This window comes from Olsenella sp. HMSC062G07, from assembly GCF_001811895.1.
GTDB lineage: Bacteria > Actinomycetota > Coriobacteriia > Coriobacteriales > Atopobiaceae > Olsenella_F > Olsenella_F massiliensis.
Window position 1 is genome coordinate 651,639 of sequence record NZ_KV806951.1, and the last position, 25,929, is coordinate 677,567.

Below are 25,929 nucleotides of genomic sequence, written 5' to 3' on the forward strand. Positions count from 1 at the left end.
AAATTAACCATCTCCCGGCCTACCGCATGGCACGGGGCCAGGCGGTCAAGGGTTCGAACCGGCGCCAGGGGGCGCAGGCCGGGAGGCCTGTTCGGGAAACCTATTCAGTTGGTCTGCCCGGCCTATTCGTCGCCAAAGCTGATGCCCATGAGCTTTGCCTCGCACACCAGGTCGCTTTGGGGGTCGACGTACTTGAGCTTGCCGGCCACGTCCTTGAGGGGCACGCGACACATCCGGTTGCGCACCTTGGCGACCATGAAGCCGTACTGGCCCTCCAGGCATCCCCGCGCCGCCTCGACGCCGCACTGCGTGGCCAGGATGCGGTCCTGCGCGTCGGGAGCGCCGCCGCGCTGCGTGTGGCCCGGGATGCCCACGCGCACCTCGCGGCCGGTCAGGGCGGCCACCTGCTCGGCGATCTCGTAGGCCACGGAATACTTGCGTGCGGCGACCTTGCGCTTGTACTCCTTCTTGGACAGCGCCGCCTCCTTTTTGGAGATGGCCCCCTCGGCCACGGCCACTATGGCAAACCTGCCGCCGTCGGCATCGCGCTTCTCGATGGCCTTCACCACGTTGCGCATGTCGTAGGGGATCTCGGGGAGAAGGATCACGTCGGCGCCGCCCGCCACGCCGGCATACAGGGGAATCCACCCCACCTTGTGCCCCATGATCTCGATGACGAAGACGCGACCGTGCGAGCTGGCCGTGGTCTTGATCTCGTCGATGAAGGTGGTGGCCACGTCGATGGCGCTCGTGAAGCCAAAGGTGATGTCCGTGCCCCAGGTGTCGTTGTCGATGGTCTTGGGCAGGGCGATGACGTTGAGGCCCTCGCTGGACAGGCGGTCGGCCGTCTTGGTGGACCCGTTGCCGCCCAGCATGAACAGGCAGTCGAGCTTGAGTTCGCGGTAGGTCTTGATCATGGAGGGAACCTTCTTGACGCCGTCCTCCTCGGGCGTGTCAAGAAGCTTGAAGGGCGTGCGGCTCGTGCCGAGGATGGTGCCGCCCTGCGTGAGGACGCCCGAGAAGTCGTCCCAGGCCATGGTTCGGTAGCGCCCGTAGATGAGCCCCTGGTATCCGTCCTCGAAGCCGTAGATCTTCACGGATTCCTGCGCGTTGTTGAGGACGGTCTTCACGATGCCGCGCATGGTGGCATTGAGCGCCTGGCAGTCTCCGCCGCTGGTGAGCAATCCAATCCTGAGCATGGTGCGTCCTCTCGTGCGCCGGCACCGCGGCGCTAAGGTGGGGTATGGGTACCGCCCTTGATTCTTGCATATTTGAAGGAAGATGGAGACTAGCTTAGGGACGTGAGTCGTCAGCGGTCCTGCTCGACCGTGCGTGGTCCCGCCGCCGGCGTCCTGCGGTGGTCATGGGGCGTCCCGTAGCGAGCGAGACTAATTCCTAGTGTTTTACTTGACATTATCCGTCGCCCTGCGTACGCTTCTCTTGTCACGTCAGACAGTCTGACGTTCGTTATGAGAGGGGAGGGGCTATGAGCGTCCTGTCATCGTCGTGGGGCCGCGCCTGCTGTCGCGCTTGTCCTCTGCCTCCCTCGACCTGTGGCGAGGGTGCCCGACCCGTGGCCTGAGCGCCATGCCGTTTGGCACCCACCAGACGCAGAGGCAGGGCAGGAGGCGCCGCGGCGCCCTTTTTTCTGGATTTTCGCAGTGCGAGAGGCCGTCCTGAGCCGACATCCCGAGAGGCCATTTTCGGAAGGTCGCCCGCGCGCCGTCCGCAGACGTCACGAACATCATGCCCGCACGGGCGTGCACACAAGGGAGAGGCACATGAAGTACGCAGACAAGATTGAGTCCGTCATTGGATCGACCCCCCTCATCGACCTCTCGTCTCTCGCGGGCGGCAGGGCCACGATCCTGGGCAAGTACGAGGCGACAAACCCCGGCGGCTCCATCAAGGACCGAATCGCCCGGGCCATGATAGACGCGGCGGAGAGGGACGGGTCCCTGAGGCCGGGCGGCACCATCATCGAGCCCACCAGCGGCAACACGGGCGTGGGCCTGGCCATGCTCGCTGCGGCCCGGGGCTACAAGATGATACTGGTCATGCCCGAGACCATGTCCGTCGAGCGTCGCAAGCTTGCCGCCAGCTACGGCGCGCGGATCGAGCTCACGCCCGGCAAGGACGGCATGAAGGGGGCCGTAGAGCGTGCCGACCAGATCAAGGCCCAGACGCCCGGCGCCATCGTGGCGGGGCAGTTCGTGAACCCGGCCAACCCCCGCGCGCACTACGAGACCACGGGCCCGGAGGTCTGGGCCGACACGGACGGCACGGTCGGGGCCTTCGTGGCGGGCGTGGGCACGGGCGGCACCGTGAGCGGCGCCGGCGCGTACCTCAAGGAGAGAAACTCTGAGGTCAAGGTCGTCGCGGTTGAGCCGAGCGAGAGTCCCGTCCTTACGGGCGGCCAGCCCGGCAGCCACCGCATCCAGGGCATCGGCGCCGGCTTCGTGCCCAAGACCTACGACGCCGACGTCGTGGACGAGGTCGTGCACGTTGACTCCGAGCTCGCCATCGCGACCAAGAGGCGCCTCTCAAGCGAGCTGGGCCTGCTTGTGGGCATCAGCTCCGGCGCCGCCGTGGCGGCGGCCGTCGAGCTGGCGGGCCGAGTCGCGCTTGCCGGCAAGGTCATTGTGGCGGTCCTTCCCGACACGGGCGAGCGCTACCTGTCGATGGACCTGTAGGCATCTTGGGCGCCGCCGCGCCGCCCGACCGTGACCCCTGATACCTCTATGACGGGCGAAGACGCCGCCCTGCCGCCGTCGGCATTTTTGGTAGGCGAGGGCGGGGCGTGCCAAGCGCCGGGGCAACGGGTATCCTCTTGGGTGGCATCGTCGCGCCCCAGGGTTCCTGGGGGCGAACTTCGCACGGCCTAGCAGAGAGGACTCATCATGCCCCTTCAGCAGAGCGACCGCACCGACGGGGAGGGCCTGTTGCCGCCCGGGGGGCAGGCCGGGGGTCCGCCCGCGCCCTCGGGATTGGTCGCCGCGCCCGTCCCCGCACGCGGCCCTGTCCCGCCGTCCGCAGCCTCGCCCGCCACCGTTGTGCCGCCCGTCGCCTTGTCCGTCCCCGCCCAGGGAGGGTCGTTTGGCGATGGCACGTCCACCTCGTCCTCACGAGGACGCTCGGGGGGCGGCGTGCTCGCGCTGTCGGTTCTCGTCGGCCTCGCCATCTACTTTCTCATGTATCCGCTGAGCGATCTCTTGTATATCGTCGGCTTGGAGGAGAACCTCGCCTTTGAGCTGTCGGGTGCCACGCTGGCGCTTGCCGGCTGCGCCGCCTTGGGGGGATGGCGGCAGTGGGTCTTTCGTCCTGCCGCCATTCGCGCGGTGTTTCGCCGTCTTGCCTGGCTTCTCGTCGTGACCTTCGCGCTCTTTGCGATCGAGCTTGCGGGCGATCTGTTCGACGGGACGCCCCTTGACCCCAACTGGGCCCTCAACCTGCTGTATCTCGTTGGCCTGATGGCGCTCGTGGGCCTTTTCGAGGAGGGGCTCTTCAGAGGCGTGCTGCTCCAGGGGCTCCTGGCTCGCTTTGGCGGGACCACGCGGGGCGTCCTCGTCTGCGTCACGATCGCGTCCCTCCTGTTTGGCGCCGTCCACATCGAGTGGGGAAGCCTCGATCTTCGGGACGCGACCCAGGTCGCGCAGGCCTGCCTCAAGATCGCACAGACGGGGGTCTATGGGTTTGCGCTGTCAGGCTGCGTCATCGAGTGCGAGGAGGGCGGTCTGTTGGGACTTGCGCTCTTTCACGGGCTTGACGACTTTGTCACCCTGCTTTTGTCCGACGCGCTGCTGAGTCCCATGACCGAGACGAGCTACGTGAGCACGGATGGGTCGGCGACCACGACCATCATCCTCTACGCCGTGCTCATCGTCCTGTATCTGCCCGTCGCCGTCAAGGCGGCCCGCCGCCTGGGCAGGCTGAAGACCTATCGCGGGGCCTTCCTCCCGTCGAGCTGACGGTTGGAGAGAGAGGACCGGCGGCCTCTCTGCCGGCGTCGGTCGGCGTCATCACGGCGCGCGTCTCGCCAGCCTACCAATGGACATAGACCGCGTCGCCGACGTTGACGAGCGCATAGAGCTCCTGCGCGGCGTCGCTTGGGAGGTTCACGCAGCCATGGCTGCCGTTGTACTGATAGATGCTCCCCCCGAACTTCCGACGCCAGCCGGCGTCGTGCATGCCGACCGTGTTCCCGATGAAGGGCATCCAGTAGTTGACGTGGCTCTTATAGTCGGGCTTGCCGTCCTTGTCCTCGTCGGCCCCGATGAGCGTCTCGTTCGTGCGCTTGGCGAGGATCGCATAGCGACCGGTGGGCGTGGAGCGACGCTCGCTCGTGTTGCCGGACACGAAGTAGCTGCGCCACAGGACGCCGCCGTCGCTGTCGTAGAGACGCGCGTACTGCGTGGAGAGGTTGAGGTCAACGTGTCGCCCGCGCTCGTGGGCCCCCTGCGACTCCTCCGGCCGTGTCGCCGTGACGACGAGGGGAAGCTCGATGGCGGTGCCGTCACCGCGATCGAGCTGGGAGGCGAGGGTCTCGGCGAGGGCGTCGGCGTCAAGGCCGTAGTCATGCACCTCGTCAGACGTGGCGGCCCGCGCGCCGAGCTCCCCGGCGGCCCAGTCCCTGATGGCGTCCTGGCTGACGCTCACGGCGTAGTCGTCATCGATGGCGACCCAGGCGGCCGAGAGGTCCCTCGTGACGCGTGCGAGCTCCTCGGAGCCCCTCGTGAGCGGCAGCTCGACGCCAATGATGCGATTAGCCTCGTCACGGGCGGCCGCCAGGCGGGCGTCGTCCGCCCTTACCGCCGCCTGCACGAGCTCCCCGTCGCCGAGCGTGACGCTCGGGGAGAGGGCGAGGCTCGCCTCCGTGATGGCCCTGGCGACAGCAGCCGCGTCCACCTGCGTCCCGGCGACCTCGCTGGTGATGGTAAAGGCATGCTGACCCTCGTCATAGCTCACGAATGCGTTGACGGGCGCCGTGGCCGTGGCGTTGACCTGGTCGGCCGCCGCCTGCGCCGCCGCCAGCACCGCCTCCTGGCTCACGCTCGCGTCGACGCCGGTGTCAATGTGGTTGGGACTGACGAGGTCCAGCACCCAGCGCGCCGGATCCGCCTGCTGGCGGGCGCGGCGCGCCCTGAGGGGGCCGTCAATGCTCAGGCCTATGTCGCCGGCGCTTAGGGTGAGGTCGATGCCGTCCCCGCTGACCGTCGTCGTCCAGTGCTCCGCATGGCTGGTGACGGCCTGCGCGAGCTCCGCCTGCGTGAGCCCGGACGCGTCCATGCCATCAACGGTCGTTCCCGGCACGAAGTGGGTCGAAAAGTGGTGGCACCCGACGCCGTAGGCGCCGCAGAGAAGCGCCACGGCGATGCCCAACGGCAGCAGGAGCCGCCTCAGGCCGCCTGCGGGCTCGGGTGGGCGGAATGGATTCTCCCCCTGCGCCGGTCGCGCGGGCGCGGCGGTCACGGTGGGTACGGCCGTAGTTGCTTCGGGGCGGTCGCTCATGCCTGATATGCCAATCTGTCGGGTGCGGCGCCCGGGCGGCAGGGACTCGCCGGTCGGGCGTCAGGTCTATGCTACTGTTTGATTGTAATGGTGCCACGGTGTCCCGCATGTGGGGAAGTCGCGTCTCGTGACGGGTGCCATGCAGGTCATGTCCGCACGAACGGCAAAGGGGAATCACCATGGCACTGAGAATCATCTGCGACTCGGCGTCCGACATCAAGCAGGGGGAGTTCGCTGACGTGCTCGTGGCGCCCCTGACCATCTGCTTTGGATCGACCTCGTACGAGGACGGCGTGGACCTCTCCCACCAGCGCTTCTATGAGCTGCTCATTGAGTCGGACGAGCTGCCCTCCACGAGCCAGGTGACGCCCTTCGGCTTCTCGGAAGTGCTCGCCCGGGCCCTCGAGAACGACGAGGACGAGGCGCTCATCCTGACCATCTCGTCAAAGCTCTCGGGCACCTACCAGTCGGCCTGCCTCGCGGCGCAGGAGTACAAGGATCGCGTCCGCGTCGTCGACACCCTCAACGCCAGCGTGGGCGAGCGCATCATGGTGGAGCGCGCCCGCAGGCTCGTGGCAGAGGGGCTCGACAAGGAGGAGGTGGCTCGCGACCTTGAGGACCGTCGCGGCAACGTCAAGCTCGTGGCGCTGCTGGACACCCTCGAGTACCTGCGTCGAGGCGGGCGCATATCCAACGTCGCCGGCGCGCTGGGCACCATGCTCGCCATCAAGCCCGTCATCTCCATCGTGGACGGCACGGTGCAGGTCCTGGGCAAGGCGCGCGGCTCCAAGAACGGGCGCAACCTTCTGAACCAGCTCGTCTCCTCCGCGGGCGGCATCGACTTCTCGCTGCCCGTGTGCATGGGCTACGCAGGCCTGGGAAGCGAGCTGCTCGACAAGTACGTGCGCGACGGCGCCGAGATCCTCCAGGGTCATGAGGACCAGATTCCTCGCGTGTCCTGCGGTGCGACCATCGGCACGCACACCGGCCCCGGGACCATCATCATCGCGTTCTTCGGCAACCGGTAGGCCGGCGACCGGCCGATCGGCAGGCTGTCGTCCGGCTGGCTGGCGCGAGCCTCCTCATGGCACTCGTCGGGAGCGTCTCCGGCCGCTCGGGCGGGGCGCGCCCCGGCGCCCCGCGTGGTTAGGCGTGATAGAAGGTGTGCCGCTCAAACTTAGGCTCGCAGCAGACGTTGATGCCCAGCCGACGGTACACCAGCTCGTCCGTGCTCGAGATGATGACCGAGAAGTACGCCGTGCAGCCCTTGAGCTGCCTGGTGGCGTCGATGACGCGCTGGGCCTCGGGGTTAGTGACGCTTGAGATGGAGAGCGCGATGAGCGTCTCGTCGCTGTGCAGGCGCGGGTTGACGCTCCTGAGGTGCTCCGTCTTGAGGCGCGAGATGGGCGCGAGCGCCGTGTCGGACACCACCCAGTGGTCCTTGTCCACACCCGCCGTCCGCTTGAGGGCGTTGAGCAGAAGCGACGAGGCGGCCCCCAACAGCTTGCTCGTGCGTCCCGTGACCACCGAGCCGTCGGGCAGGACGAGGGCGCCCGCAGGCCCTCCCGTGACCTCCTCCTTGAGCAGCGCCGCGGCGCGGGCGGGGGAGAGGCCCTCGTCAACGCCCACCTCCTTCATGAGGAGGCCGATCTTGGCGAGCTCCTCCCGGCCCTCGCCCGTGCGCGCGATCTTCTCGGCGCACCAGAACCACCTGCGCACGATCTCCTCGCGGGCCGCCCTCTGGCAGAGCTCGTCGTCGCTGATGCACAGCCCCACCATGTTGACGCCCATGTCGGTGGGCGAGAGATAGGGGCTCACGCCGCCGATGCGCTCCATCGTCGCCTTGAGCACGGGGAAGGTCTCGACGTCGCGGTTGTAGTTGACGACGATCTCGCCATGGGCCTCAAGATGGTAGGGGTCGATGATGTTGTTGTCGTCGAGGTCGGCGGTGGCGGCCTCGTAGGCGACGTTGACGGGGTGCTTGAGGGGAAGGTTCCACACGGGGAAGGTCTCGAACTTGGCGTAGCCCGCCTCCACCCCTCGCCGATGCTCGCCCCACAGCTGCGACAGGCACACCGCCAGCTTGCCCGAGCCGGGCCCTGGCCCCGTCACCACCACGAGGGGGCGTTCCGTCGGCACGAAGTCGTTGCGGCCGAAGCCGTCGTCCGAGACGATCAAGTTGATGTTGGAGGGGTAGCCCTCGATGGGATAGTGGCGATAGACCCTGATGCCCAGCTGCTCCAGGTGGCGCTGGTAGGCCTCGGCCTTGGGCTGGCCCGAGAAGCGCGTGATCACCACGCCGCCCACCGCCATCCCCATGCCGCGAAAGACGTCCATCAGTCGCAGCACGTCCTCGTCGTAGGTCACGCCGACGTCGCTGCGGCGCTTGCCCGACTCGATGTCCGAGGCGCAGATGGCAAAGACCACCTCGGCGTCGGGCGCGAGCTCGGAGAGCATGCGCGCCTTTGAGTCGGGCTGAAAGCCCGGCAGCACGCGGCTGGCGTGGTAGTCGTCAAAGAGCTTGCCCCCAAACTCAAGGTAGAGCTTGCCCCCAAACTGCCCTATGCGCTCGCGGATGCGCGAGGCCTGGGTGCGAATGTAGAGGTCGTTGTCAAAACCGGTGTCCATGGGCCCTCCGAGGCTGGTGATAGGGGGTCCTCGCCGCAGGCGGACGTGCCGTCGCGGCGGGGTCGCATTGGCACCTATGGTAAACTGAATCGGCCTGACGGGGAGAGGTGACTCGGCCCGGAAGGTCAAATGACATGTTCTGGCAAGGGGTATCTGACGAAGAGAGCCAGCTCGATTCGAAAGACGGCCATGTCGCACCAGCAGACGGCGCCACTTGTGGCGCGGGCCTCTTCGTCGGCGTGCCCCTACGGGCGAGGGGTGCGCATGCTCAGAATCGCGGTCTATGGCAAGGGCGGCATCGGCAAGTCCACCGTCACCAGCAACCTGGCGGCGGCGTTCGCGACGCTGGGCCGGCGCACCATCCAGATCGGTTGCGACCCCAAGGCGGACTCCACGATCAACCTCCTCGGGGGCAAGGCCCTGCGTCCCGTGATGGACTATCTGCGCGGCGAGGACGAGGAGCCCCCGTCCCTCGCGGACATATCGCGCGTGGGCTTCGGCGGGGTGCTCTGCATCGAGACGGGCGGGCCCACGCCGGGCCTGGGCTGCGCCGGCCGCGGTATCATCGCCACGTTCAACCTCCTCGAAGAACTGCGGCTCTTTGAGACCTACGAGCCCGACGTGGTCCTCTTTGACGTCCTGGGCGACGTCGTCTGCGGCGGGTTTGCGGCCCCCATCCGCGAGGGCTACGCCCAGAAGGTCCTCATCGTGACCAGCGGCGAGAAGATGGCCCTCTACGCCGCCGGCAACATCAGCACCGCCGTGCGCAACTTTGAGGAGCGCGGCTACGCCCAGCTGGGCGGCATCATCCTCAACCGGCGCAACATCCCGGACGAGGAGCGGAAGGTGAGGGACTTCGCCGTCTTGGCCGGCCTGGACGTGGTGGGCGACATTCCCCGCTCCGACGACGTCAACCGCTTCGAGGACGAGGGCAAGACCGTCATCGAGGGCGACGCGAGCCTGCCCGTCTCCCGGGTTTTCATCGACCTGGCCCAGAGGCTCCTCGCCGATGACGCCCCGGCGCGCCCTCGCGAGGCGCTCCTATGAGCCTGCGACCGCGCGCCCGTGTCGCCTCGTACACGGCCGCGGAGCTCTGGCGGCGCGGCCCCGACGACATCCCCGCCGAGCTCGTCTCGTCCACGCATCTCATCTACAGCTCCCCGGCGGCCCTCGCCTTCAACTCGCCGGGCGCCGAGGGCTTTGGCGTCAAGCGGGCCGGCCTCTCCGTTCCCGGCTCGGTGATGCTCGTCGTGGCGCCCGGCTGCTGCGGCCGCAACACCAGCTCCGTGTCGGAGCTGCCAGGCTATGAGCATCGCTTCTTCTACCTGCTCATGAGCGAGACGGACCTCATCACCGCCCGCCATCTGGCGCGCATACCCCGGGCGGTCAAGGCCGTCTGCGAAAGCCTGCCCGACCCGCCGTCCGTGGTCATGGTGTGCATCACCTGCGTGGACGCCCTTCTGGGCACGGACATGGAGCGCGTCTGCCGCGCGGCGGAGGACCTCGCCGGCGTTCGCGTGCGTCCCTGCTACATGTACGCGCTCACCCGCGAGGGCCGCCGGCCGCCCATGGTCAACGTGCGTCAGTCCATCTACTCGCTGCTGGAGCCCGCCCGCAGGGACCCGCGCTCCTGCAACCTCCTGGGTCACTTTGCACCGGTGGAGCAGGACTCCGACCTCAAGGGACTCCTCGAGCGCGCCGGGGTGCGCCACGTGCGCGAGGTGGGCTCCTGCGCGACGTTCGAGGACTTTCGTGACATGGCCCGCGCCAACTTCAACCTGGTGCTCAACCCCGAGGCCGCGCCCGCGGCCCAGGACCTGAGCGAGCGGCTGGGCATCCCCTGGATCGAGCTCTCGCGCCTCTATCAGGTTGATCGCATCCACAGCCAGTACGAGGCGCTCGGGAGCGCCCTGGGCGTGCGCCTCGATCAGGCTCCTTGGCGCGAGAGGGCCCAAGACGCCGTGCGCGCGTTTGGGGCCCGCCATGCGCGCGAGGTCTTCGCGGTGGGCGAGTGCTGCAACGCCGACCCCTTCGAGCTGGCGCTCGCCCTCGTGCGCTACGGGTTTGGGGTGGCGGAGGTCTTTGGGACCCTCGCACCCGAGCGCTTCAGCCATCTTGCCCGCCTGGCCGAGCTCTCCCCCCAGACGCGCGTCTACTCCAACCTCGAGCCCACGATGATCGGCTACGAGCCCGACGCCGCAGTCACGCTGACCGTCGGCCGCGACGCCGGTCACTATCATCCCGACCGCCCCAACCTGGCCTGGAACGACGACGTCCAGCCCTTTGGCTACACGGCGGTCATAGGCCTCTTTGCGTCTTTCGAGCGCGTGCTGTCGGGAAAGGCCGAGCGTCGCGGCGCCATCTCGCTGAGAGACGAGCGCGCGCAGGACCTTGCGGCCGGCCGGTCGTCCCGTCCGGGCCCGCGTCCGGTCAGGGCCGCGGGGCGGACTGTCCTGCGACAGCCCTCTCTTGAGGTCAAGGGGCTGCGCCGGGTGCTCACCCCCTTCGCGCCGGACCAGTCCGGCGCCGTCTCGGTGCTCTTCGGCTTGGGGGGCCTCTCGGTCATCGTCGACGCGGGCGGCTGCACCGGCAACGTCTGCGGCTTTGACGAGCCGCGCTGGTTTGCGGGCGCGGACGCCGTCTTCAGTGCCGGCCTGCGCGACATGGACGCCATCATGGGCAGGGACGACCTGCTCGTGAAGAAGCTCGCCGACGCCGCGGGCAAGATCGACGCTCGCTTTGTCGCCCTCGTGGGCACGCCCGTCCCGGCGGTCATAGGCACGGACCTCACCGCCCTGCGCCGCATGAGCGAGCGAGCCACGGGCCTGCCCGCCGTGGCCGTCGACGCCAACGGCATGCGCCTCTACGACGCGGGGGCCGAGCGGGCCTATCGCGAGCTCTTCCTGACCTTTGCCGACGGCATCCGCGCGGATCGCGGGGAGCGTCCCGCCAGGGAGCCCGGACGGCTGGGCGTCCTGGGCGCCACGCCCATGGACCTCTCGGACCCCGGCGCGGCACGGGCGCTCGCGGAGGCGCTGTGCGCGGCGGGCTGGCGGCGCGTGACCTGCTTTGGCATGGGCGCCTCGCTTGACGACGTGATGAGCGCGGGCGCCGCCGAGCGTAACCTGGTGGTGGCACCCTCGGGCCTCGCGGCGGCAAAGCTCCTCAAGGAGCGCTTCGGCACGCCCTATGACATTGACTTTCCCCTGGTGAGCGCTCTCATTCCCCCCATCGGCTGGGAGGGGAGGCGCGTTCTGGTGGTGCATCAGCAGGTGGCCGCCGACGCCCTGCGCCGCGAGCTCTTGTCTCGCGGCTGCGCCGACGTGCGTTGCGCGAGCTTCTTCATGCGACCCGACGAGGTCACGCAACCTGGCGACGTCGCCCTGCGCGAGGAAGCGGACCTTCGCCGCGCGGTCGATGACATGGGCGCCGACGTGGTGCTCGCCGACGCCGTGCTCAGGCCCCTGCTCGCCGGCTACGACGGCGACTTCTTCGACGAGACCCACTTTGCCCTGTCAGGGCACCTGACGCGGCTCGCGGCGGTGTCGGGGACATGAGCGAGAGGACGCTCATAGGCGCCGCGACGGAGGCGGGGCATGACGGCGCACGGCCGGTGACCCACCGCCTGCGCGTCCACGGCATCGTCCAGGGCGTGGGCTTCAGGCCCACGGTGGACCGTCATGCCGCGACTGCGGGCGTCTGCGGCAGCGTCTGCAACAAGGGCCCCTACGTCGAGATCTACGCCCAGGGGACGGCCGACCAGGTGCGGGAGTTCGAGCGTCTCGTGTGCACGGAGCCGCCGCGACGCGCCGACATCGTCCGTCTGGAGTCCCAGGAGGTGCCCACCGCACAGGTCGGGCGCCTCGAGGGCTTCAGGATCGTCGTGAGCGAGAAGACCGCGGGCGAGGTCTTCGTCTCGCCCGACATCGCCATCTGCGACGACTGCAGGCGCGAGCTCTTTGACCCCACGAACCGTCGCTACCTGCACCCCTTCATCAACTGCACCTGCTGCGGACCGCGCCTGACCATCCTGGATGCGCTTCCGTACGACCGAGAGCGCACGAGCATGCGGGCGTTCCCCCTCTGTCCCGACTGCGCGCGCGAATACCATGACCCCGCCTCCCGCCGCTATGACGCCCAGCCGGTCTGCTGCAACGACTGCGGCCCTGCGGTCTACCTCCTGGGCCGCGACGAGCGGGGCGCCGAGGCCATCACGGCCACGCGCCGCTGCCTGGCCGCGGGCGGCATCGTGGCCGTCAAGGGCATCGGGGGCTTCCATTTGTGCTGCGACGCCACGAACGAGGACGTGGTGAGCCGGCTGCGCCGGCGCAAGCGCCGGCCGAGCAAGCCCCTTGCCGTGATGATGGCCGACGAGGGGGTCGTGCGTCGCGAGTGCGAGCTCTCGGACGCCCAGCGCGAGGTCCTCACGGGTCACCAGAGGCCCATCCTGCTGCTGCGGCGCCGCTCGGGCGGGCGGGTGGCGCCCTGCGTGGCGCCCCAGGCCCCCAGCCTGGGCGTCATGCTCCCGTACGCGCCCGTGCAGCTGCTGCTCTTTGCCTATGACGACGACGTCATGACGCCCGACGTCCTGGTCATGACCAGCGCGAACGTGTCGGGCGCTCCCATCTGCAAGGATGATGACGACGTCCGCGAGCAGCTGGGGGGCATCGCGGACCTCGTGCTCTCGCATGACCGGACGATACGCACGCGCGCCGACGACTCCGTCATGGACTGGTTTGAGGAGCGCCCCTACATGGTGCGGCGCTCGCGCGGCTACGCGCCGCTGCCCGTGGTGCTCTCGACGCCGTTTCGGCACGACGGGCGAACAGGGACGGACGAGGACACCTCCAACGTGCGCGTCCTCGCCGTGGGCGGCGAGCTCAAGAACACGTTCTGCGTCGGCACGGGCGGCCTCTTCTATCCCTCGGCCTACGTGGGAGACCTTGCCGACCTGCGCGCCGTGCACGCGCTCGAGGCGTCCGTGGGGCGGATGGAGGCGCTGCTTGAGGTGGCCCCCGAGGTCGTCGCCTGCGACCTGCATCCCCGCTACCACGCGACGAGCGTCGCGCAGAGGATGGCCCAAGACGCGGGCGTCCCCCTCGTGCGGGTGCAGCATCACTTTGCGCACGTCGTCTCGTGCATGGCCGAGAACGACGTCGCCGAGCCCGTCGTGGGCGTCTCGTTTGACGGCACGGGCTATGGCGAGGACGGCAGCGTCTGGGGCGGGGAGCTCATGGTCTGCGACTTCCATGGCTTCGAGCGCGTGGGGCGCATCGCGCCCTTCTGTCAAGCGGGGGGAGACGCCGCCGCGCTGGAGGGCTGGCGCGTCGCCGTGTCGCTGCTGGGGGGGCTTACGGGCCTGGCGGACGATGCGTTGGACGAGACGCTCTCGCTCGTCCGACGCCTGGGGCTCTGCTCGCCCCAGGAGGCGCGCGCGCAGCTGGCCATGACGCGCCGGCGCGTCAACGCCGTGACCTCGACCTCCGCGGGCAGGCTCTTTGACGCCGTGAGCGCCCTTCTGGGCGTCAGCCGCGCGTCGAGCTTCGAGGGGGAGTCCGCCGTGCTGCTCCAGCGCCGCGCCGAGTGCTGGGCGGCCGAGCAAGGCTCGACTGCCTCTGCCGCCGGACTGCCGATGCCGGGCGCGCCCGCCGCCTGGACGCTCGGCGACGAGGGGCTCATGACGCTTCCCACCGACCGCCTCGTGGGTTGGCTCGTCGCGCGCCGATTGGCGGGAGACGACGCGGGGCGCCTGGCCTACGCCTTTCACGTGGGCCTCGCGCGGCAGGCGGCTGAGGCGGCGCGGTGGGTCGCCCGACGGCGCAAGCTCACCACCGTGGCCCTGAGTGGGGGATGCTTTCAGAACACGCTCCTGTTGGCCCTGGTAAAGGACGACCTTGAGGCGGCGGGCCTGCGAGTGCTCACCCATCGCCTCATACCGCCCAACGACGGTGGCATCTGCCTGGGGCAGGCGGTGGTCGCGGCCCAGGCGCTGCAGGACGGGAGGGTCGTTTCCGGCACGTCCTTCTAGGCGGAAAACGGCAAACGCAGGTGGCGCCGACGCGCGTGCGCGGCGCCGGATGAGAAGGGAGCACGACATGTGCGTGGGACTGCCCGCACGGGTGATCAGGGTTTCTGCGGCAGGCACCGCCCTCGTCGAGGCGACGGGCGCCCGCCGCGAGGTGTCCGCCCAGCTTCTTGAGGGGCTCGAGCCGGGTGAGTACGTGATGGTGCACGCCGGCTCCGCCATCGCCCGCATCACGGACGATGACGACGCGGAGACCGGCGACCTTGAGAGGGAGCTTTTGTGAGCGGCACGTCGGCGGCCGGATCTGTCGCCCGCGCGGCTTTGGAGGGCTATGACGGGCCACGCGTGCGCATCATGGAGGTCTGCGGCACGCACACCCACGAGATCTTTCGGCAGGGCATCCGCCGCCTGCTTCCCGCCCAGGTGGAGCTCATCTCGGGTCCGGGATGTCCCGTCTGCGTGACGCCGGTCGGCTTCATAGACGAGGCGCTCTTCCTGGCCCTTGAGCGCGGCTGCACGATCGCCACCTTCGGGGACCTCGTGCGCGTGCCCGGCAGCAGGCTGTCTCTGGCGGACGCCCGGGCGAGAGGCGCGCGCGTGCGGGTGGTCTGGTCGCCCCAGGACGCGCAGGCCTACGCCGCCGCGCACCCCAAGGAGGAGGTCGTCTTCCTCTCCGTGGGCTTCGAGACCACCACGCCCTCGTGCTGCCTCGCCGTTCGTCAGGCCAAAGAGCAGGGCGTCTGCAACTTCTCGCTGCTCACGGCCAACAAGACCATGCCCGGGGCCTATGAGGCCATGCGGGGGTCCACGGACCTCTTCTTGTATCCAGGTCACGTCCACGCCGTCACGGGCACCGCGGTCTGCGAGGATTTGGCCCGCGCGGGCGTGAGCGGCGTGGTCGCCGGCTTCACGGCGCGCGAGCTCGTCACGGCGCTCGCCGTGGGCGTCACCAGGTTCGCCGAGGGGGAGCCCTTCTTCGTCAACTGCTACCCGCGCGTGGTGCGGCCCGAGGGGTCGCCCGCGGCCCGTCGCATCGTGGACGAGATGATGGAGCCCTGCGACGCCCGCTGGCGGGGCATCGGCACCATCGAGGGGTCGGGCCTGCGCCTGCGCGAGCGCCATGCGGCCTGGGACGCCCGCGTCAAGTTTGACGTCGCCCCCTCGGAGGGCCGCGAGAACCCGGCCTGCCGCTGCGGCGAGGTCCTGCAGGGACGCTGCGCCCCCGGCGCGTGCCCCGTCTTTGGCCGCGCCTGCACGCCGGAGCACCCCGTGGGCGCCTGCATGGTCTCAAGCGAGGGCGCCTGCTCGGCCTATTACCTCTACGGCGCCGACGTTCACAGGGCGGCTCGCGATCTGACCGCGCATGCTCACGCCCCCGAGGGCGACGAGGAAGGATAGCTTATGAATGACGTTGTGACCTTGGCCCAGGGCGCGGGCGGCAAGCAGACCTCCGAGCTCATCGAGCGCGTCTTCAAGGCGCACCTGGCCAACCCGCTTCTCACGGAGGACGACGCCGCCGTCGTGGACGTGCCGGCCGGCCGCCTGGCGCTCTCCACCGACGGCTTCATCGTGTCGCCGGCGTTCTTCCCGGGCGGCGACGTGGGCAAGCTCGCCGTCTGCGGCACCGTCAACGACGTGGCCTGCATGGGCGCCACGCCGCTGTATCTGACCTGCGCCTTCCAGATCGAGGAGGGCTATCCGCTGGCCCAACTCGAGACGATCGTGGCCTCCATGGCCGCCGCCGCGCGGGAGGCGGGCGTGAGCGTGGTCGCCGGTGACACCAAGGTGGCGGGCCGGGGCCAGGTCGACGGCGTGTTCATCACCACGACGGGCGTGGGCGTCCTGGGAAGGGGCGCGCGTCCCCGCGGCGGGGCGGCGAGGCCGGGCGACGCCGTCATCGTGACGGGCGACGTGGGGCGCCATGGCTGTGCCATCCTGCTTTCGCGCGACGACTTTGGCATCGAGGCGGACGTGACGAGCGACTGCGCCCCGCTTGCCGCCGCCATCCGCTCGGCCCTTGACGCCTGCGACGACATCCACACCATCCGCGACGCCACGCGCGGCGGCGTGGGGACGGTGCTCTACGAGATCGCCCACCAGAGCGGCGTGGGCGTGCGCCTGGACGCCACCAAGGTCCCGGTGGCGCCTGAGGTGGCCGGGGTGTGCGGCATGCTGGGTCTCGAGCCGCTCTACCTTGCCTGCGAGGGACGCCTGGTGGTGGTGTGCCCGCCGGACGCCGTGGACGCGGTCCTTGCCGCCCTGCGCGCGAGCACGCACGCCGAGGGGTCCTGCGTCATCGGCAGCGTCACGCGAGAGGACCCCGGCCTCGTGGTCATGCAGACCGAGATAGGCACGCAGACCATCCTGCCGGAGCCCGGCAACGAGCTGCTGCCCCGCATCTGCTAGGGAGGTGCGCCATGCTCAGACGGCTGCGTTCCTCCTTGGTCCCTGAGGCGGGCGACCAAAGGACGCCCGCGTGGGTGCGGGTGGCCGACGCGTCCTTTCCCCGTCCCGTTCCCAACGTGCTGGAGTTCAACGCGCCCGTGCACGAGAACTGGAACATCGTCCACACGGGCATGCTCATGCCCGAGTGTCATCAGATCTACGTGTGCGCGGACAACTGCCTCAGGGGCGTCGTGCTCACGGCGGCCGAGATGGGGGCGTCAGAGCGCCTCTCGTCCGTCGTCATCGAGGAGGCGGACCTGCTGCGGGACAACCTCGAGTCCGTCACGATCGAGGGCGTGAGCGACGTGCTGCGTAAGCTCACCTACCACCCTCGCGCCGTGATGGTGTTTCTGGTGTGCCTGCACCACTTTGTGGGGACCGACGTGCGCTACGTGTACGCGGAGCTAGAGCGGCGCTTTCCGCGCGTGCGCTTCCTGCGCTGCTGGATGGATCCCATCATGCAGAAGACGGGCATCACGCCCGAGCAGCGGCAGCGCCGCGCCATGGCCGAGCTCCTTGACCCTGTGCCTCAAGACGAGAACCTGGTGGGGGTGCTCTCCGACGACCTGCGCCTGCCCGATGACTCCGACCTGGCCCGCCTCGTGCGCTCCTCGGGCCGCAGGCTCATGCAGCTCCATGACTGCGCGCGCCTTGACGACTACCTGTCGCTGGGGGCCAGCTCACTTCTGGTGACGAGGACGGCCGTGGCCGCGTGGGGCCTTGCCAAGGTGGCGCGCCGGCTGGAAAGGCCGTACCTGTACCTGCCCCCCGCGCTGGACTATGAGGCCATCGACGCCTCCCTGGGGCGTCTGGCCCAGGCGCTGGGCGTCCCGACGCCGGACACGTGCGCGCAGCGCCGCGTCTGCGACGCCGCCCTGGATGCTCTCGCGCGCCGGCTTGCGGGCGTGCCCGTGGCGATCGACGCTCTGGCGGTCAACCACCCGCTCGAGCTCGCGCGCCTGCTGCTGGAGCATGGGTTGGACGTGCGTCGCGTGTATCTGGACGTCGTGAGCGACGAGGAGCGCGGCGCCCTGGCGTGGCTTCGCTCCCAGGCCCCTGACCTTGAGCTTTGGAGCACCGTTCATCCCACGCTGCGCCAGCGGCCCCGCGCCGACGGGGACGGCTGGCTTGCCGTCGGCCCCAAGGCGGCCTGGTTCGTGGGGACCTCGCATGTGGTCAACGTCATCGAGACGGACGGCCACTGGGGCTATGAGGCCATCCTGCACCTTGTCGGGCTCATGGAGAGGGCCTGGGCTACCAGCGCCGACATTCGCTCGCTCGTGCCGCGCAAGGGGCTGGGACTGCCGTGCGCCTGTCAGATGTCGTGGTAGGGAGAGAGACGTGAGACAGTCACAGCGCATCCTGCCCGTCTACGCAGGCGACGTCTCGGGCGCCTGCTCGGCCCTCTTCGAGCTGGGCGGCATGGTGGTCATCCACGACCCCTCGGGCTGCAACTCCACGTACAACACCCATGACGAGCTGCGTTGGTATGACCAGGACAGCCTCGTCTTCATCTCGGGCCTGCGCCACGCGGACGCCCTCATGGGCAACGACGAGCGGCTCGTCGCCGACGTAGTCGAGGCCGTGGAACAGACGCGACCGCGCTTCGTGGTCCTGGCGGGCTCGCCCGTGCCCTTTCAGGTGGGGACGGACTTGGCGGCGCTGGCGCGGCTGGGGGAGACCCGCACGGGCGTCGTCTGCCGTCACGTGCCCACGAACGGCATGCATGACTACGTGCGCGGGGCGGGCCTGGCCTTTGCGCTTCTCGCGCGCGCGTTCGTGACCGACGCGCGCGAGGGGGTCCGCGCCGCGCGCCCGCCGCGCGCCCGCGTCAACGTGCTGGGGATGACGCCACTCGACTTCGCGGCTCCCACGTCGAGGGAGAGCCTCGTGGGCTGGCTGGAGGGCGAGGGCTTTGCGCTCACGTCGCTCTGGTCGCTGGGCTGCACGCTGGATGACGTCATGCGCGCCTCCCAGGCGGACGTGAACCTGGTGGTGTCGGCCTGCGGCCTTGACGCCGCCCGCGAGCTTGAGCGCAGGCTGGGGCAGCCCTATGTGGTGGGGCTGCCCGTGAGGGGCTTTGGGCCCGCGCTCGCCCAGGCGCTCGCCCGCGCCCGTGACGAGCGCAGGAGCCGTAATGCCTATCTTGAGCTGCGTCTTGCGCAGAGCCGTGACAACGACCTGCTCAACGGGGACATCGAGGCCCCTCGCACCCCGGCTTCCGCCGCGCTCGCCCTGGTGGGCGAGCCCGTCGCGATGGGGTCCATGGCGGCGGCGCTGGGGGGCAGGGATGTGACGGCGCGTCTCGTGAGTCCCGTCGAGGACGCGCGCCGCCTTGTGGATTCGCGGCTGGGCGACGTCTGCGTCAGGGGTGAGGAGGGCGTGACGCGCGCCCTTCGGGAGGCGGCAATCGTCGTGGGCGACCCGTTTTTCTCCCACGTCTGTGCGCGCGACCAGCGCCTCTGTCGCCTGCCGCACCTGGCGCTCTCGGGCCGGCAGTGGCTGCGCGAGATACCCGACCTCATGAGCATCGACCCCGTGGCGCTCGTCGGCGACGCTATGCGAAAGGAAGCGTGACGACATGGGACTCAACGACGCTCCGTCTGCCGAGCGGGTTCACATCGGCTTCTTCGGGCGCAGGAACGCCGGCAAGTCGAGCCTGGTCAACGCCGTGACGGGCCAGGATTTATCCGTGGTCTCCCCAGAGCGCGGCACCACCACCGACCCCGTGCGCAAGTCCATGGAGATCCTGCCGCTGGGACCGGTCGTCATCATCGACACGCCGGGCTTTGACGACGAGGGTCCCCTGGGCGAGAGACGCGTGCGCGCGGCCCGTCGGACCCTGGACCAGACGGACGTGGCGGTGCTTGTGGTGGATGCCACCGCGGGCATGGGCGACTGCGAGCGCCGGCTCCAGGAGCTCTTCCGCTCGCATGACGTGCCCTATCTCGTCGCGCTCACCAAGCGAGACCTCCTGCCACGTGTGCCCGCCGATGACGACGCGAGGGTGTACGTGAGCGGCCTCACGGGGGAGGGCGTGGGCGCGCTGAGGGAGCGTGTCGCACGTCTCGGCTCCGCCGGCGCCCGGGAGCGGCCCCTCGTGCGCGACCTCATAGCCCCGGGCGACCTCGTGGTGCTCGTGATCCCCCTTGACAAGGCCGCGCCCAAGGGCCGCCTCATCCTGCCCGAGCAGATGATGATACGGGACGTGCTCGAAGCCGGCGCCGTGTCGATGGTGGTGCGGGACAGCGAGCTGGCCGCCGTGCTGGGGCGGATGCCGCCCCCCGCGCGCCCTACCCTGGTCATCACCGACAGTCAGGCGTTTTCGCAGGTGGCGGCCATCGTCCCCGCGGACGTGCCCCTCACGTCCTTCTCCATCCTCATGGCCCGTCGCAAGGGGCTTCTGGCCGGTGCCGTCCGGGGCGTCGCCGCCATCGACCGACTGCGCGACGGCGATCGCGTGCTCGTCGCCGAGGGATGCACGCACCATCGGCAGTGCGGCGACATAGGCACGGTGAAAATTCCCGCCTGGCTCCGGGAGCGCACGGGCAAGAGGCTCATGGTGGACGCCACGTCCGGCCACGGCTTTCCTGACGACCTCACGCCCTATCGCCTCGTCCTGCACTGCGGCGGCTGCATGCTCAACGGGCGCGAGCTGGCGCGGCGCGCGGCCGCCTGCGCCGCGCAGGAGGTGCCCCTGACCAACTACGGCACGGCCATCGCGCACATGAAGGGCATCCTTGCCAGGAGCCTCTCGCTCTTTCCCGACCTCGTGCGCCTGCTGGAGGAGGACGGTCAAGAGCCTGACGGTCCGAAGCCTGGCGGGCGAGGGGATGGCACCATCGTGAGGGGGCGCCCATGACCGCGAACGAGCGACGCATAGCCCAGCTGCGGGAACGGAGGACCCTGGACGCCGCCGCGCTGGCGGAGCTTCTCGCCTCTCTCACGCCCTCAGAGGAGGAGCTCCTCTATGCCCAGGCGCGCGCCGTGCGCGAGGCGGTCTATGGCAAAGACGTGTATCTGCGCGGTCTGGTGGAGTTCACCAGCTACTGCCGCAACGACTGCCTCTACTGCGGCCTCAGGCGCAGCAACGGCCGCGCCCAGCGCTACCGTCTGAGCAGCGAGCGGATCCTCGCCTGCTGCGACACGGGGTATGACCTTGGGTTCAGGACCTTCGTGCTCCAGGGCGGGGAGGACGCGGGCTTTGGGGACGAGCTCGTGTGCGACCTCGTGCGCTCCATACGCGCCGCGCACCCCGACTGCGCCGTGACCCTGTCCATAGGCGAGCGCCCACGCTCGAGCTACGAGGCCTTCTTTGACGCCGGCGCCGACCGCTACCTGCTGCGGCAGGAGACGTCCAACCCCGCCCACTACGCCCTGCTGCATCCGAGCGAGCTGTCTGTCGAGGGGCGCAAGCGCTGCCTGAGGGACCTCAAGGACATAGGCTACCAGGTGGGGTGCGGCATCATGGTGGGGTCGCCGTGGCAGACCTGGGACCATGTGGTGGAGGACCTGCTGTGGATGCGGGGCTTTCAGCCGCACATGGTGGGGATAGGCCCCTTCATCCCGCACGCCGACACGCCCTTCGCGCACAAGAGGGCCGGGACCCTCGCCGACACGCTCCATCTTCTGGCCGTGATTCGGCTCATGCTGCCCGAGGTGCTGCTGCCCGCCACGACGGCGCTGGGCACCATCGACCCCCGTGGACGCGAGCTGGGCATGCTCGCCGGCGCCAACGTGGTCATGCCCAACCTCTCGCCCCGGGACGTCCGCGGCAAGTACCTGCTCTACGACGGCAAGATCTGCACGGGCGACGAGGCGGCGGAGTGCTGCCGCTGCATGGCGCGACGCATGGAGAGCGTGGGCTATCAGGTGGTGGTGAGCCGCGGCGACCATGCCCGGTGGGCGCCGGGCGAACGAGGCGCGACGCAGCGTCAGGGCGAGTCGCCACGCCGCGTGCCCATGACGCCTCGTCCCATGAGCTCTCTCGGAATATAATGCGCATCGGCCTAGCAAGACCGGCATGACAGATGCCGAACAGACAACCGAAGGGCCTCCTATGTCCCGGCTCACTCCACCCATCGACCTTACCACCGCTCGCGGCCTCGCGGACGCCGTCTGGGGCGAGGCGGTGGGAGACGCGCTCGGCGTTCCCTTTGAGGGGCTCGCTCGTGACAGCTTCACCTGCACGGACATGGTGGACGGAGGCAGGCATCAACGGCCGGCGGGCACCTGGTCCGATGACACCGCCATGACGATCGCCACCTGCGACTCCATCAAGACCTGCGGAAGGGCCGACATCTATGACCTGCGCCTGCGCTTTGAGTCGTGGATGCTCACGGGCGCCTACACCGTGGACGGCTGCTTCTCGGTGGGCAGGACCACCCGCGCGGCGCTGACGTCCGGCCACGGGCTCAGGGGCGAATGGGACAATGGCAACGGGTCCCTCATGCGCATCTGCCCTCTCGCCTTCTGCGACGCCAGCGACGACGACGTGCGCGACGTGAGCGGCGTCACGCACGCGCATCACGTGAGCTACGAGACCTGCGTCGACTTTGTCCACCTGCTGCGCGAGGCGGCCAGGGACCCGGTGGCGCTCTGGGAGCGCCTGGCGCTCGAGCAGGGCGGGCGTCCGCGCCGCCGCGTGCGCTCCACGGGCTTTGTGCGCGACACCTTTGACGCGGCGCTCTGGAGCGTCGGCACCACGAGAAGCTACCGGGAGTGCGTTCTTGCCGCCGTGAACCTGGGCGACGACAGCGACAGCACCGCTGCCGTCGCCGGCGCGCTCGCGGGCGTGATCTACGGCGCCGCCACGATTCCCGCCGCCTGGATGGATCGCCTGAGGGGCAAGGGGACCATCGAGGAATGCCTGTTCTGACGCGCCCGGGGTGGCCGTCGCGGCCTTGTCGCGCACCCGGCCTCGCTCATCGTCACTCGTCGCGAGCCCGTCACGAACCCGCCACACGTGAGCATGCGCGCGGCTATGCGTTGGCGGGCTCTTTTGATGGTCGAGCTCGCCGGCGTGTCGCCGCCGGTGACGGCTGTGCTGCCACCTGCAATCAATAACGCATTTTTTACTAAAAAAATTGATTCTTTTGTGAGCAAGATACCATCCACCGTTTAAAATAACCCATCTGTTATTGGATAAATAGACGAGCATCCCCGGGTGCGATAGACTATACGAAACGTTTCGGAAGGAAATCCATGCCCGCTCTCGCAGACAGCTCGCAACCGTTTGGCTACCGTCCCTTTGAGGGCGGGGACTTTGACGCCGTGACGGACATGTGCGCGCGCGCCTGGTACAAGAGCGTCGAGGGCGTGTATGACCGCATCATCTTTGGTCGCGTGCTGACGGCGGGCGCGTTGCGCCGTTCGAGCATCATGCAGGTCGCCACCAAGGGCGACCGCGTCGTGGGTGCCTGCTTTGGCGGCGTCTGCCTGGACGGCGTCCTCGAGAAGAACGACAAGTGGAAGAGGAGCTTCGAGGACACGATGGCCATCGCCCGCAAGCGCGCCAAGCTGGGCGGCATTGCCGTGGAGGAGCGCCTGTTCAGCAAGCTGCGCATGTTCACGGTGGCTGACGTGTTCATCTCGCGCGGGTTCACCAACTCGCAGGCGGAGTTCAACCTGCTGGTGGTGCACCCCCTCTTTCAGCGTCAGGGCATCGGCCAGACGCTCTTTGACGCGATGCTCGCCGCCTTTGTGGACGCCGGCGCACAGGGCTGCTTTGGCGTGGTGGACGATGACTTTGACAGCGAGTTCATGCGCAAGCACGGGTTGAGCGTCGTGGAGAGCCGGCGTGGCGCTGCGGGGGATTCCGGCAGGCGAACGGTGTCGCTGCTGGCGCGCAGGCTCTAGCCATACCGTCCTGTCCCAGGTGGGAGCGGGTCGGTTGGGTGGCTGGCTCCGTCTGGTTGGCCCCTGGTCGTGCCTGGCTGGCTTTCCACCCCGCGTGTCCCGGCCTCGCTTCTGTATTGGATATCCAGTCTGAGCTATGCTGTATGTCCCATTGATTCAGAGAAACGCGGTGACCGTCATGATGCGCATCACGCATGCCATACTTCACGCCTTTGACTTTGAGGGGGGCGCCTCGTACCCCAGCGAGCGCGAGCTCGACCTGGGAAGCCGTCCGGTCAAGTCGTACGTGCAGCGTTGCATGCGCAAGCTGGCCTCGTCGGTCGAGAGCCGGCACGGGACCTTCTCGCGGGAGAGCTCGTTTGGCGGCGCGCTCGAGCGGTATGCGCGCGGCGGCTCGCTGGGCTTCGTGGAGCTGTCGCAGCAGCTGGCCGCGTTCCTGTGGGAGGAGCTGCGGCGCTGCGATGACCTGGAGCAGTGCGACCTTTTGGTCGTCGACTTCACGGACACGCGCGACCTGGGTTCAGGACCTGCGGCGACGGCTCAGGCGACCGTCGCGCCCACGACGGCCACGACACCTGTCAAGGTCGCAAGGGTCCCTGCGCCCTCCTTGGGCGGCGAAGACCTCTCCGAGCGTTTCTTTGGCGCGGCGCTGCTGCCGCGCAGGCGGTCCTTCGTCCATGACCTGAGGTCCGATGGCTCGGGCGCCCCCTCCAACGAGATCCTGCGGCAGGACTGCGCGCTTCCCAATCCCACGCAGAAACTTGACAGCTATCTGCTGGTGAACCTGGCGACCGGTGCGATTGACTTCCATGACAAGCCGCGAAGCCAGGCCGGCAGCGAGGTGGACCTCATCGCCAACCATCTGCTCGCGTGCAGTGCGCAGGCTTCGGCCAGGCAGGCGATGCAGACAGTCGAGCGCATCGTCGAGGAGGTGGCCCAGCAGTACGGCGAACATGCGCCGCGCGCGGTCGCCCAGGCCAAGCATGCCGTGGCGGCCAGCGCCGAGCGGGAGGAGGCGTTCTCGCCGGCAGAGGTGGGAAGGCAGGTCTTTGAGCGCCGTCCCGAGCTGCAGGAGCGCTATGAGAGCGCCTTGGGCGAGGCGAGCCTGCCCGACGAGGTGCCCATGCGGCGCACGGCGGCCAACAGGATCGCCAAGAACCACCGCATCAAGACCGACACCGGCATCGAGATCAGCTTCCCCAGCGAGTACGCGGCGGACGCCAACTTCATCGAGTTCACGGCAGATGACGAGGGGCGAGTGTCCATCCTCATCAAGAACGTGGGACGAATCGAAAATAAGTAGGTGCGGACTGAAAGCCTGCGGCGCGGTGACGTGACGACGTCATCGCCTGCCGGGCGTCTTCACGCCATCACGACCCCGCGTGACGAGTCGCCCGACCGGGCTCATGAGCGAGCGGTTGCGTATGTGTGGCGCCCCTATGCATCTCTTGTGGCGTGATGTGTCCCAGAGTCGGCATTACTCGCCATTTTTTACCTAAATCGGTCGTTTTTCATCGAGTAATGCCGACTTTTGGACAATCCTCAAAGTAGGACACGAATATGAATGACTTACTTATGCATATTAGGCGGCACTGCGAGTGGATGTGCGCCAGGTTTGCCCCATGCCCTGCCGCTCGCCGCGTTAGCGCCGTATGAAGACCCAGTCATCCTTGGAGGAGCGTCCCTGGTCAAGGACGTACCCTCGCTCGTCAAAGCGTCGCAGGTCCTCCACGTTGCCTATCCGGCGCTCCGCCGCCCAGCGCACGAAGCCGCCCCGCGTTGCCTTGGCCTCCGTGGCGGCCTGCACGAGCTTGCCGTCCCGCGGGCGCGGCGCGAAGAAACCGCAGGTGATCACCCGCACTCCCGCCGCACGGACTGCGGGGAGGACGGCGCGGGCGTACTCTGCCGACGCGACGTTCACGATGGCGGTCGCGCCGTCGCCCGCGCCGTCCGCGCCGCCGTCGGCATCGCCTGCACCACGGATGGCCTCCTTACAGATGCGATCGCCCCAGAACTCGTAGAGGTTGCGCGCGCCCTTCGGCGCCAGGCGCGCCTGCATCTCAAGTCGGTAGGGAGCCACGCCGTCCAGAGGGCGGAGCACCCCATACATGCCGGACACGATGCGCAGATGCCCCTCGAGCCAGGCGAGCTCCTCCGTGCTCATGACAGCGGCGGCCAAATGGGTGTACTGGATGCCGTTATAGCAGGTCACGGCTGCGGTCAGGGACGTGGGATCCTGACGTAGCGCCTCGTCGAGCGCGAGGGTCTGAGCCCAGGCGGCGCCGGCCAGGGCGTCCGAGCAGCGCCATAGCCTCTGGGCGTCCTCGCGGCCCAGGGCAAGGAGGGCGGCGGTCAGGGTCCGAGCGTCCTCGATGAGCCGAGGCGCCTGCGCGGGTCTCGGCTCATCGTCGCTTGCGACCATGCGCTTGGCGGGGGATATGATGATGCGAAAGCCCATGATCTGG

The 25,929-nt window shown here is 68.9% G+C and carries 20 protein-coding genes; 16 read left to right on the forward strand and 4 right to left on the reverse strand.

The features are described 5' to 3' along the window. Positions 1-122: 122 nt before the first annotated feature. A complete protein-coding gene (locus tag HMPREF2826_RS06095) occupies positions 123-1,199 on the reverse strand; it encodes a 6-phosphofructokinase (RefSeq protein WP_070640182.1) in 1,077 nt (358 codons plus the stop codon). Positions 1,200-1,781: 582 nt separating this feature from the next. Between HMPREF2826_RS06095 and cysK the strand changes: the two genes are divergently transcribed. Together cysK and HMPREF2826_RS06105 are read left to right on the forward strand one after the other, a co-directional pair. After that, positions 1,782-2,693: a cysteine synthase A gene (cysK, locus tag HMPREF2826_RS06100; protein ID WP_070640185.1), complete on the forward strand. Its 912-nt coding sequence runs from the start codon at positions 1,782-1,784 to the stop codon at positions 2,691-2,693. A 207-nt stretch (positions 2,694-2,900) separates the two neighbouring features. Beyond that, entirely contained in the window at positions 2,901-3,968 is a 1,068-nt protein-coding gene (locus HMPREF2826_RS06105; protein ID WP_070640188.1) for a CPBP family intramembrane glutamic endopeptidase, read from the forward strand. A gap of 73 nt (positions 3,969-4,041) precedes the next feature. On the opposite strand, the gene HMPREF2826_RS06110 is transcribed toward HMPREF2826_RS06105, so the two are convergent. After that, complete coding sequence (locus HMPREF2826_RS06110) at positions 4,042-5,508, reverse strand: L,D-transpeptidase (RefSeq protein WP_083307309.1); 1,467 nt, start codon at positions 5,506-5,508, stop codon at positions 4,042-4,044. Between the two features lie 179 nt (positions 5,509-5,687). On the opposite strand from HMPREF2826_RS06110, the gene HMPREF2826_RS06115 reads away from it, so the two are divergent. Further along, positions 5,688-6,536 (forward strand): DegV family protein, encoded by an 849-nt coding sequence (locus HMPREF2826_RS06115; protein WP_070640193.1) that lies wholly within the window; start codon positions 5,688-5,690, stop codon positions 6,534-6,536. A 118-nt stretch (positions 6,537-6,654) separates the two neighbouring features. On the opposite strand, the gene HMPREF2826_RS06120 is transcribed toward HMPREF2826_RS06115, so the two are convergent. Continuing rightward, complete coding sequence (locus HMPREF2826_RS06120) at positions 6,655-8,136, reverse strand: DUF1846 domain-containing protein (RefSeq protein ID WP_058269926.1); 1,482 nt, start codon at positions 8,134-8,136, stop codon at positions 6,655-6,657. Between the two features lie 264 nt (positions 8,137-8,400). On the opposite strand from HMPREF2826_RS06120, the gene HMPREF2826_RS06125 reads away from it, so the two are divergent. The 13 genes from HMPREF2826_RS06125 (at position 8,401) to HMPREF2826_RS06185 (ending at position 24,767) form a co-directional block, all read left to right on the forward strand. Next, positions 8,401-9,183 carry a nucleotide-binding protein gene (locus tag HMPREF2826_RS06125; RefSeq protein ID WP_070640196.1) on the forward strand — a complete coding sequence of 261 codons (783 nt, stop codon included), beginning with the start codon at positions 8,401-8,403 and terminating at the stop codon, positions 9,181-9,183. Then, complete coding sequence (locus tag HMPREF2826_RS09585; protein WP_070640199.1) at positions 9,180-11,693, forward strand: nitrogenase component 1; 2,514 nt, start codon at positions 9,180-9,182, stop codon at positions 11,691-11,693. Before HMPREF2826_RS06125 ends, HMPREF2826_RS09585 begins: the two co-directional genes overlap by 4 nt. Continuing rightward, positions 11,690-14,164, forward strand: a complete 2,475-nt coding sequence (gene hypF, locus HMPREF2826_RS06135; RefSeq protein ID WP_070640203.1) for a carbamoyltransferase HypF — start codon at positions 11,690-11,692, stop codon at positions 14,162-14,164. Before HMPREF2826_RS09585 ends, hypF begins: the two co-directional genes overlap by 4 nt. 67 nt (positions 14,165-14,231) lie before the next feature. Next, the gene (locus tag HMPREF2826_RS06140; RefSeq protein WP_058269923.1) at positions 14,232-14,444 is read left to right on the forward strand and encodes a HypC/HybG/HupF family hydrogenase formation chaperone; all 213 of its coding nucleotides are present in this window, start codon (positions 14,232-14,234) and stop codon (positions 14,442-14,444) included. Continuing rightward, entirely contained in the window at positions 14,441-15,559 is a 1,119-nt protein-coding gene (hypD, locus tag HMPREF2826_RS06145) for a hydrogenase formation protein HypD (protein ID WP_210388979.1), read from the forward strand. Before HMPREF2826_RS06140 ends, hypD begins: the two co-directional genes overlap by 4 nt. A 3-nt stretch (positions 15,560-15,562) precedes the next feature. After that, positions 15,563-16,567, forward strand: a complete 1,005-nt coding sequence (gene hypE, locus HMPREF2826_RS06150) for a hydrogenase expression/formation protein HypE (protein WP_058269922.1) — start codon at positions 15,563-15,565, stop codon at positions 16,565-16,567. An 11-nt stretch (positions 16,568-16,578) separates the two neighbouring features. Beyond that, entirely contained in the window at positions 16,579-17,937 is a 1,359-nt protein-coding gene (locus tag HMPREF2826_RS06155) for a nitrogenase component 1 (RefSeq protein WP_070640206.1), read from the forward strand. Positions 17,938-17,947: 10 nt separating this feature from the next. Continuing rightward, the gene (locus HMPREF2826_RS06160; RefSeq protein WP_070640209.1) at positions 17,948-19,183 is read left to right on the forward strand and encodes a nitrogenase component 1; all 1,236 of its coding nucleotides are present in this window, start codon (positions 17,948-17,950) and stop codon (positions 19,181-19,183) included. Positions 19,184-19,187: 4 nt separating this feature from the next. After that, positions 19,188-20,468 carry a [FeFe] hydrogenase H-cluster maturation GTPase HydF gene (gene hydF, locus HMPREF2826_RS06165; protein ID WP_070640212.1) on the forward strand — a complete coding sequence of 427 codons (1,281 nt, stop codon included), beginning with the start codon at positions 19,188-19,190 and terminating at the stop codon, positions 20,466-20,468. Further along, positions 20,465-21,604, forward strand: coding sequence for a [FeFe] hydrogenase H-cluster radical SAM maturase HydE (gene hydE, locus HMPREF2826_RS06170; protein WP_070640215.1), 1,140 nt, complete (start codon positions 20,465-20,467; stop codon positions 21,602-21,604). The genes hydF and hydE overlap by 4 nt, the downstream gene beginning before the upstream one ends. A 61-nt stretch (positions 21,605-21,665) precedes the next feature. Next, a complete protein-coding gene (locus HMPREF2826_RS06175) occupies positions 21,666-22,484 on the forward strand; it encodes an ADP-ribosylglycohydrolase family protein (RefSeq protein ID WP_070640217.1) in 819 nt (272 codons plus the stop codon). 326 nt (positions 22,485-22,810) lie between these two features. Beyond that, the gene (locus HMPREF2826_RS06180; protein ID WP_070640220.1) at positions 22,811-23,464 is read left to right on the forward strand and encodes a GNAT family N-acetyltransferase; all 654 of its coding nucleotides are present in this window, start codon (positions 22,811-22,813) and stop codon (positions 23,462-23,464) included. A 178-nt stretch (positions 23,465-23,642) separates the two neighbouring features. Next, positions 23,643-24,767, forward strand: a complete 1,125-nt coding sequence (locus tag HMPREF2826_RS06185) for a nucleoid-associated protein (protein WP_070641209.1) — start codon at positions 23,643-23,645, stop codon at positions 24,765-24,767. Positions 24,768-25,106: 339 nt separating this feature from the next. On the opposite strand, the gene HMPREF2826_RS06190 is transcribed toward HMPREF2826_RS06185, so the two are convergent. Continuing rightward, entirely contained in the window at positions 25,107-25,922 is an 816-nt protein-coding gene (locus HMPREF2826_RS06190) for a YaaA family protein (protein ID WP_070640223.1), read from the reverse strand. Between the last annotated feature and the right edge of the window lie 7 nt (positions 25,923-25,929).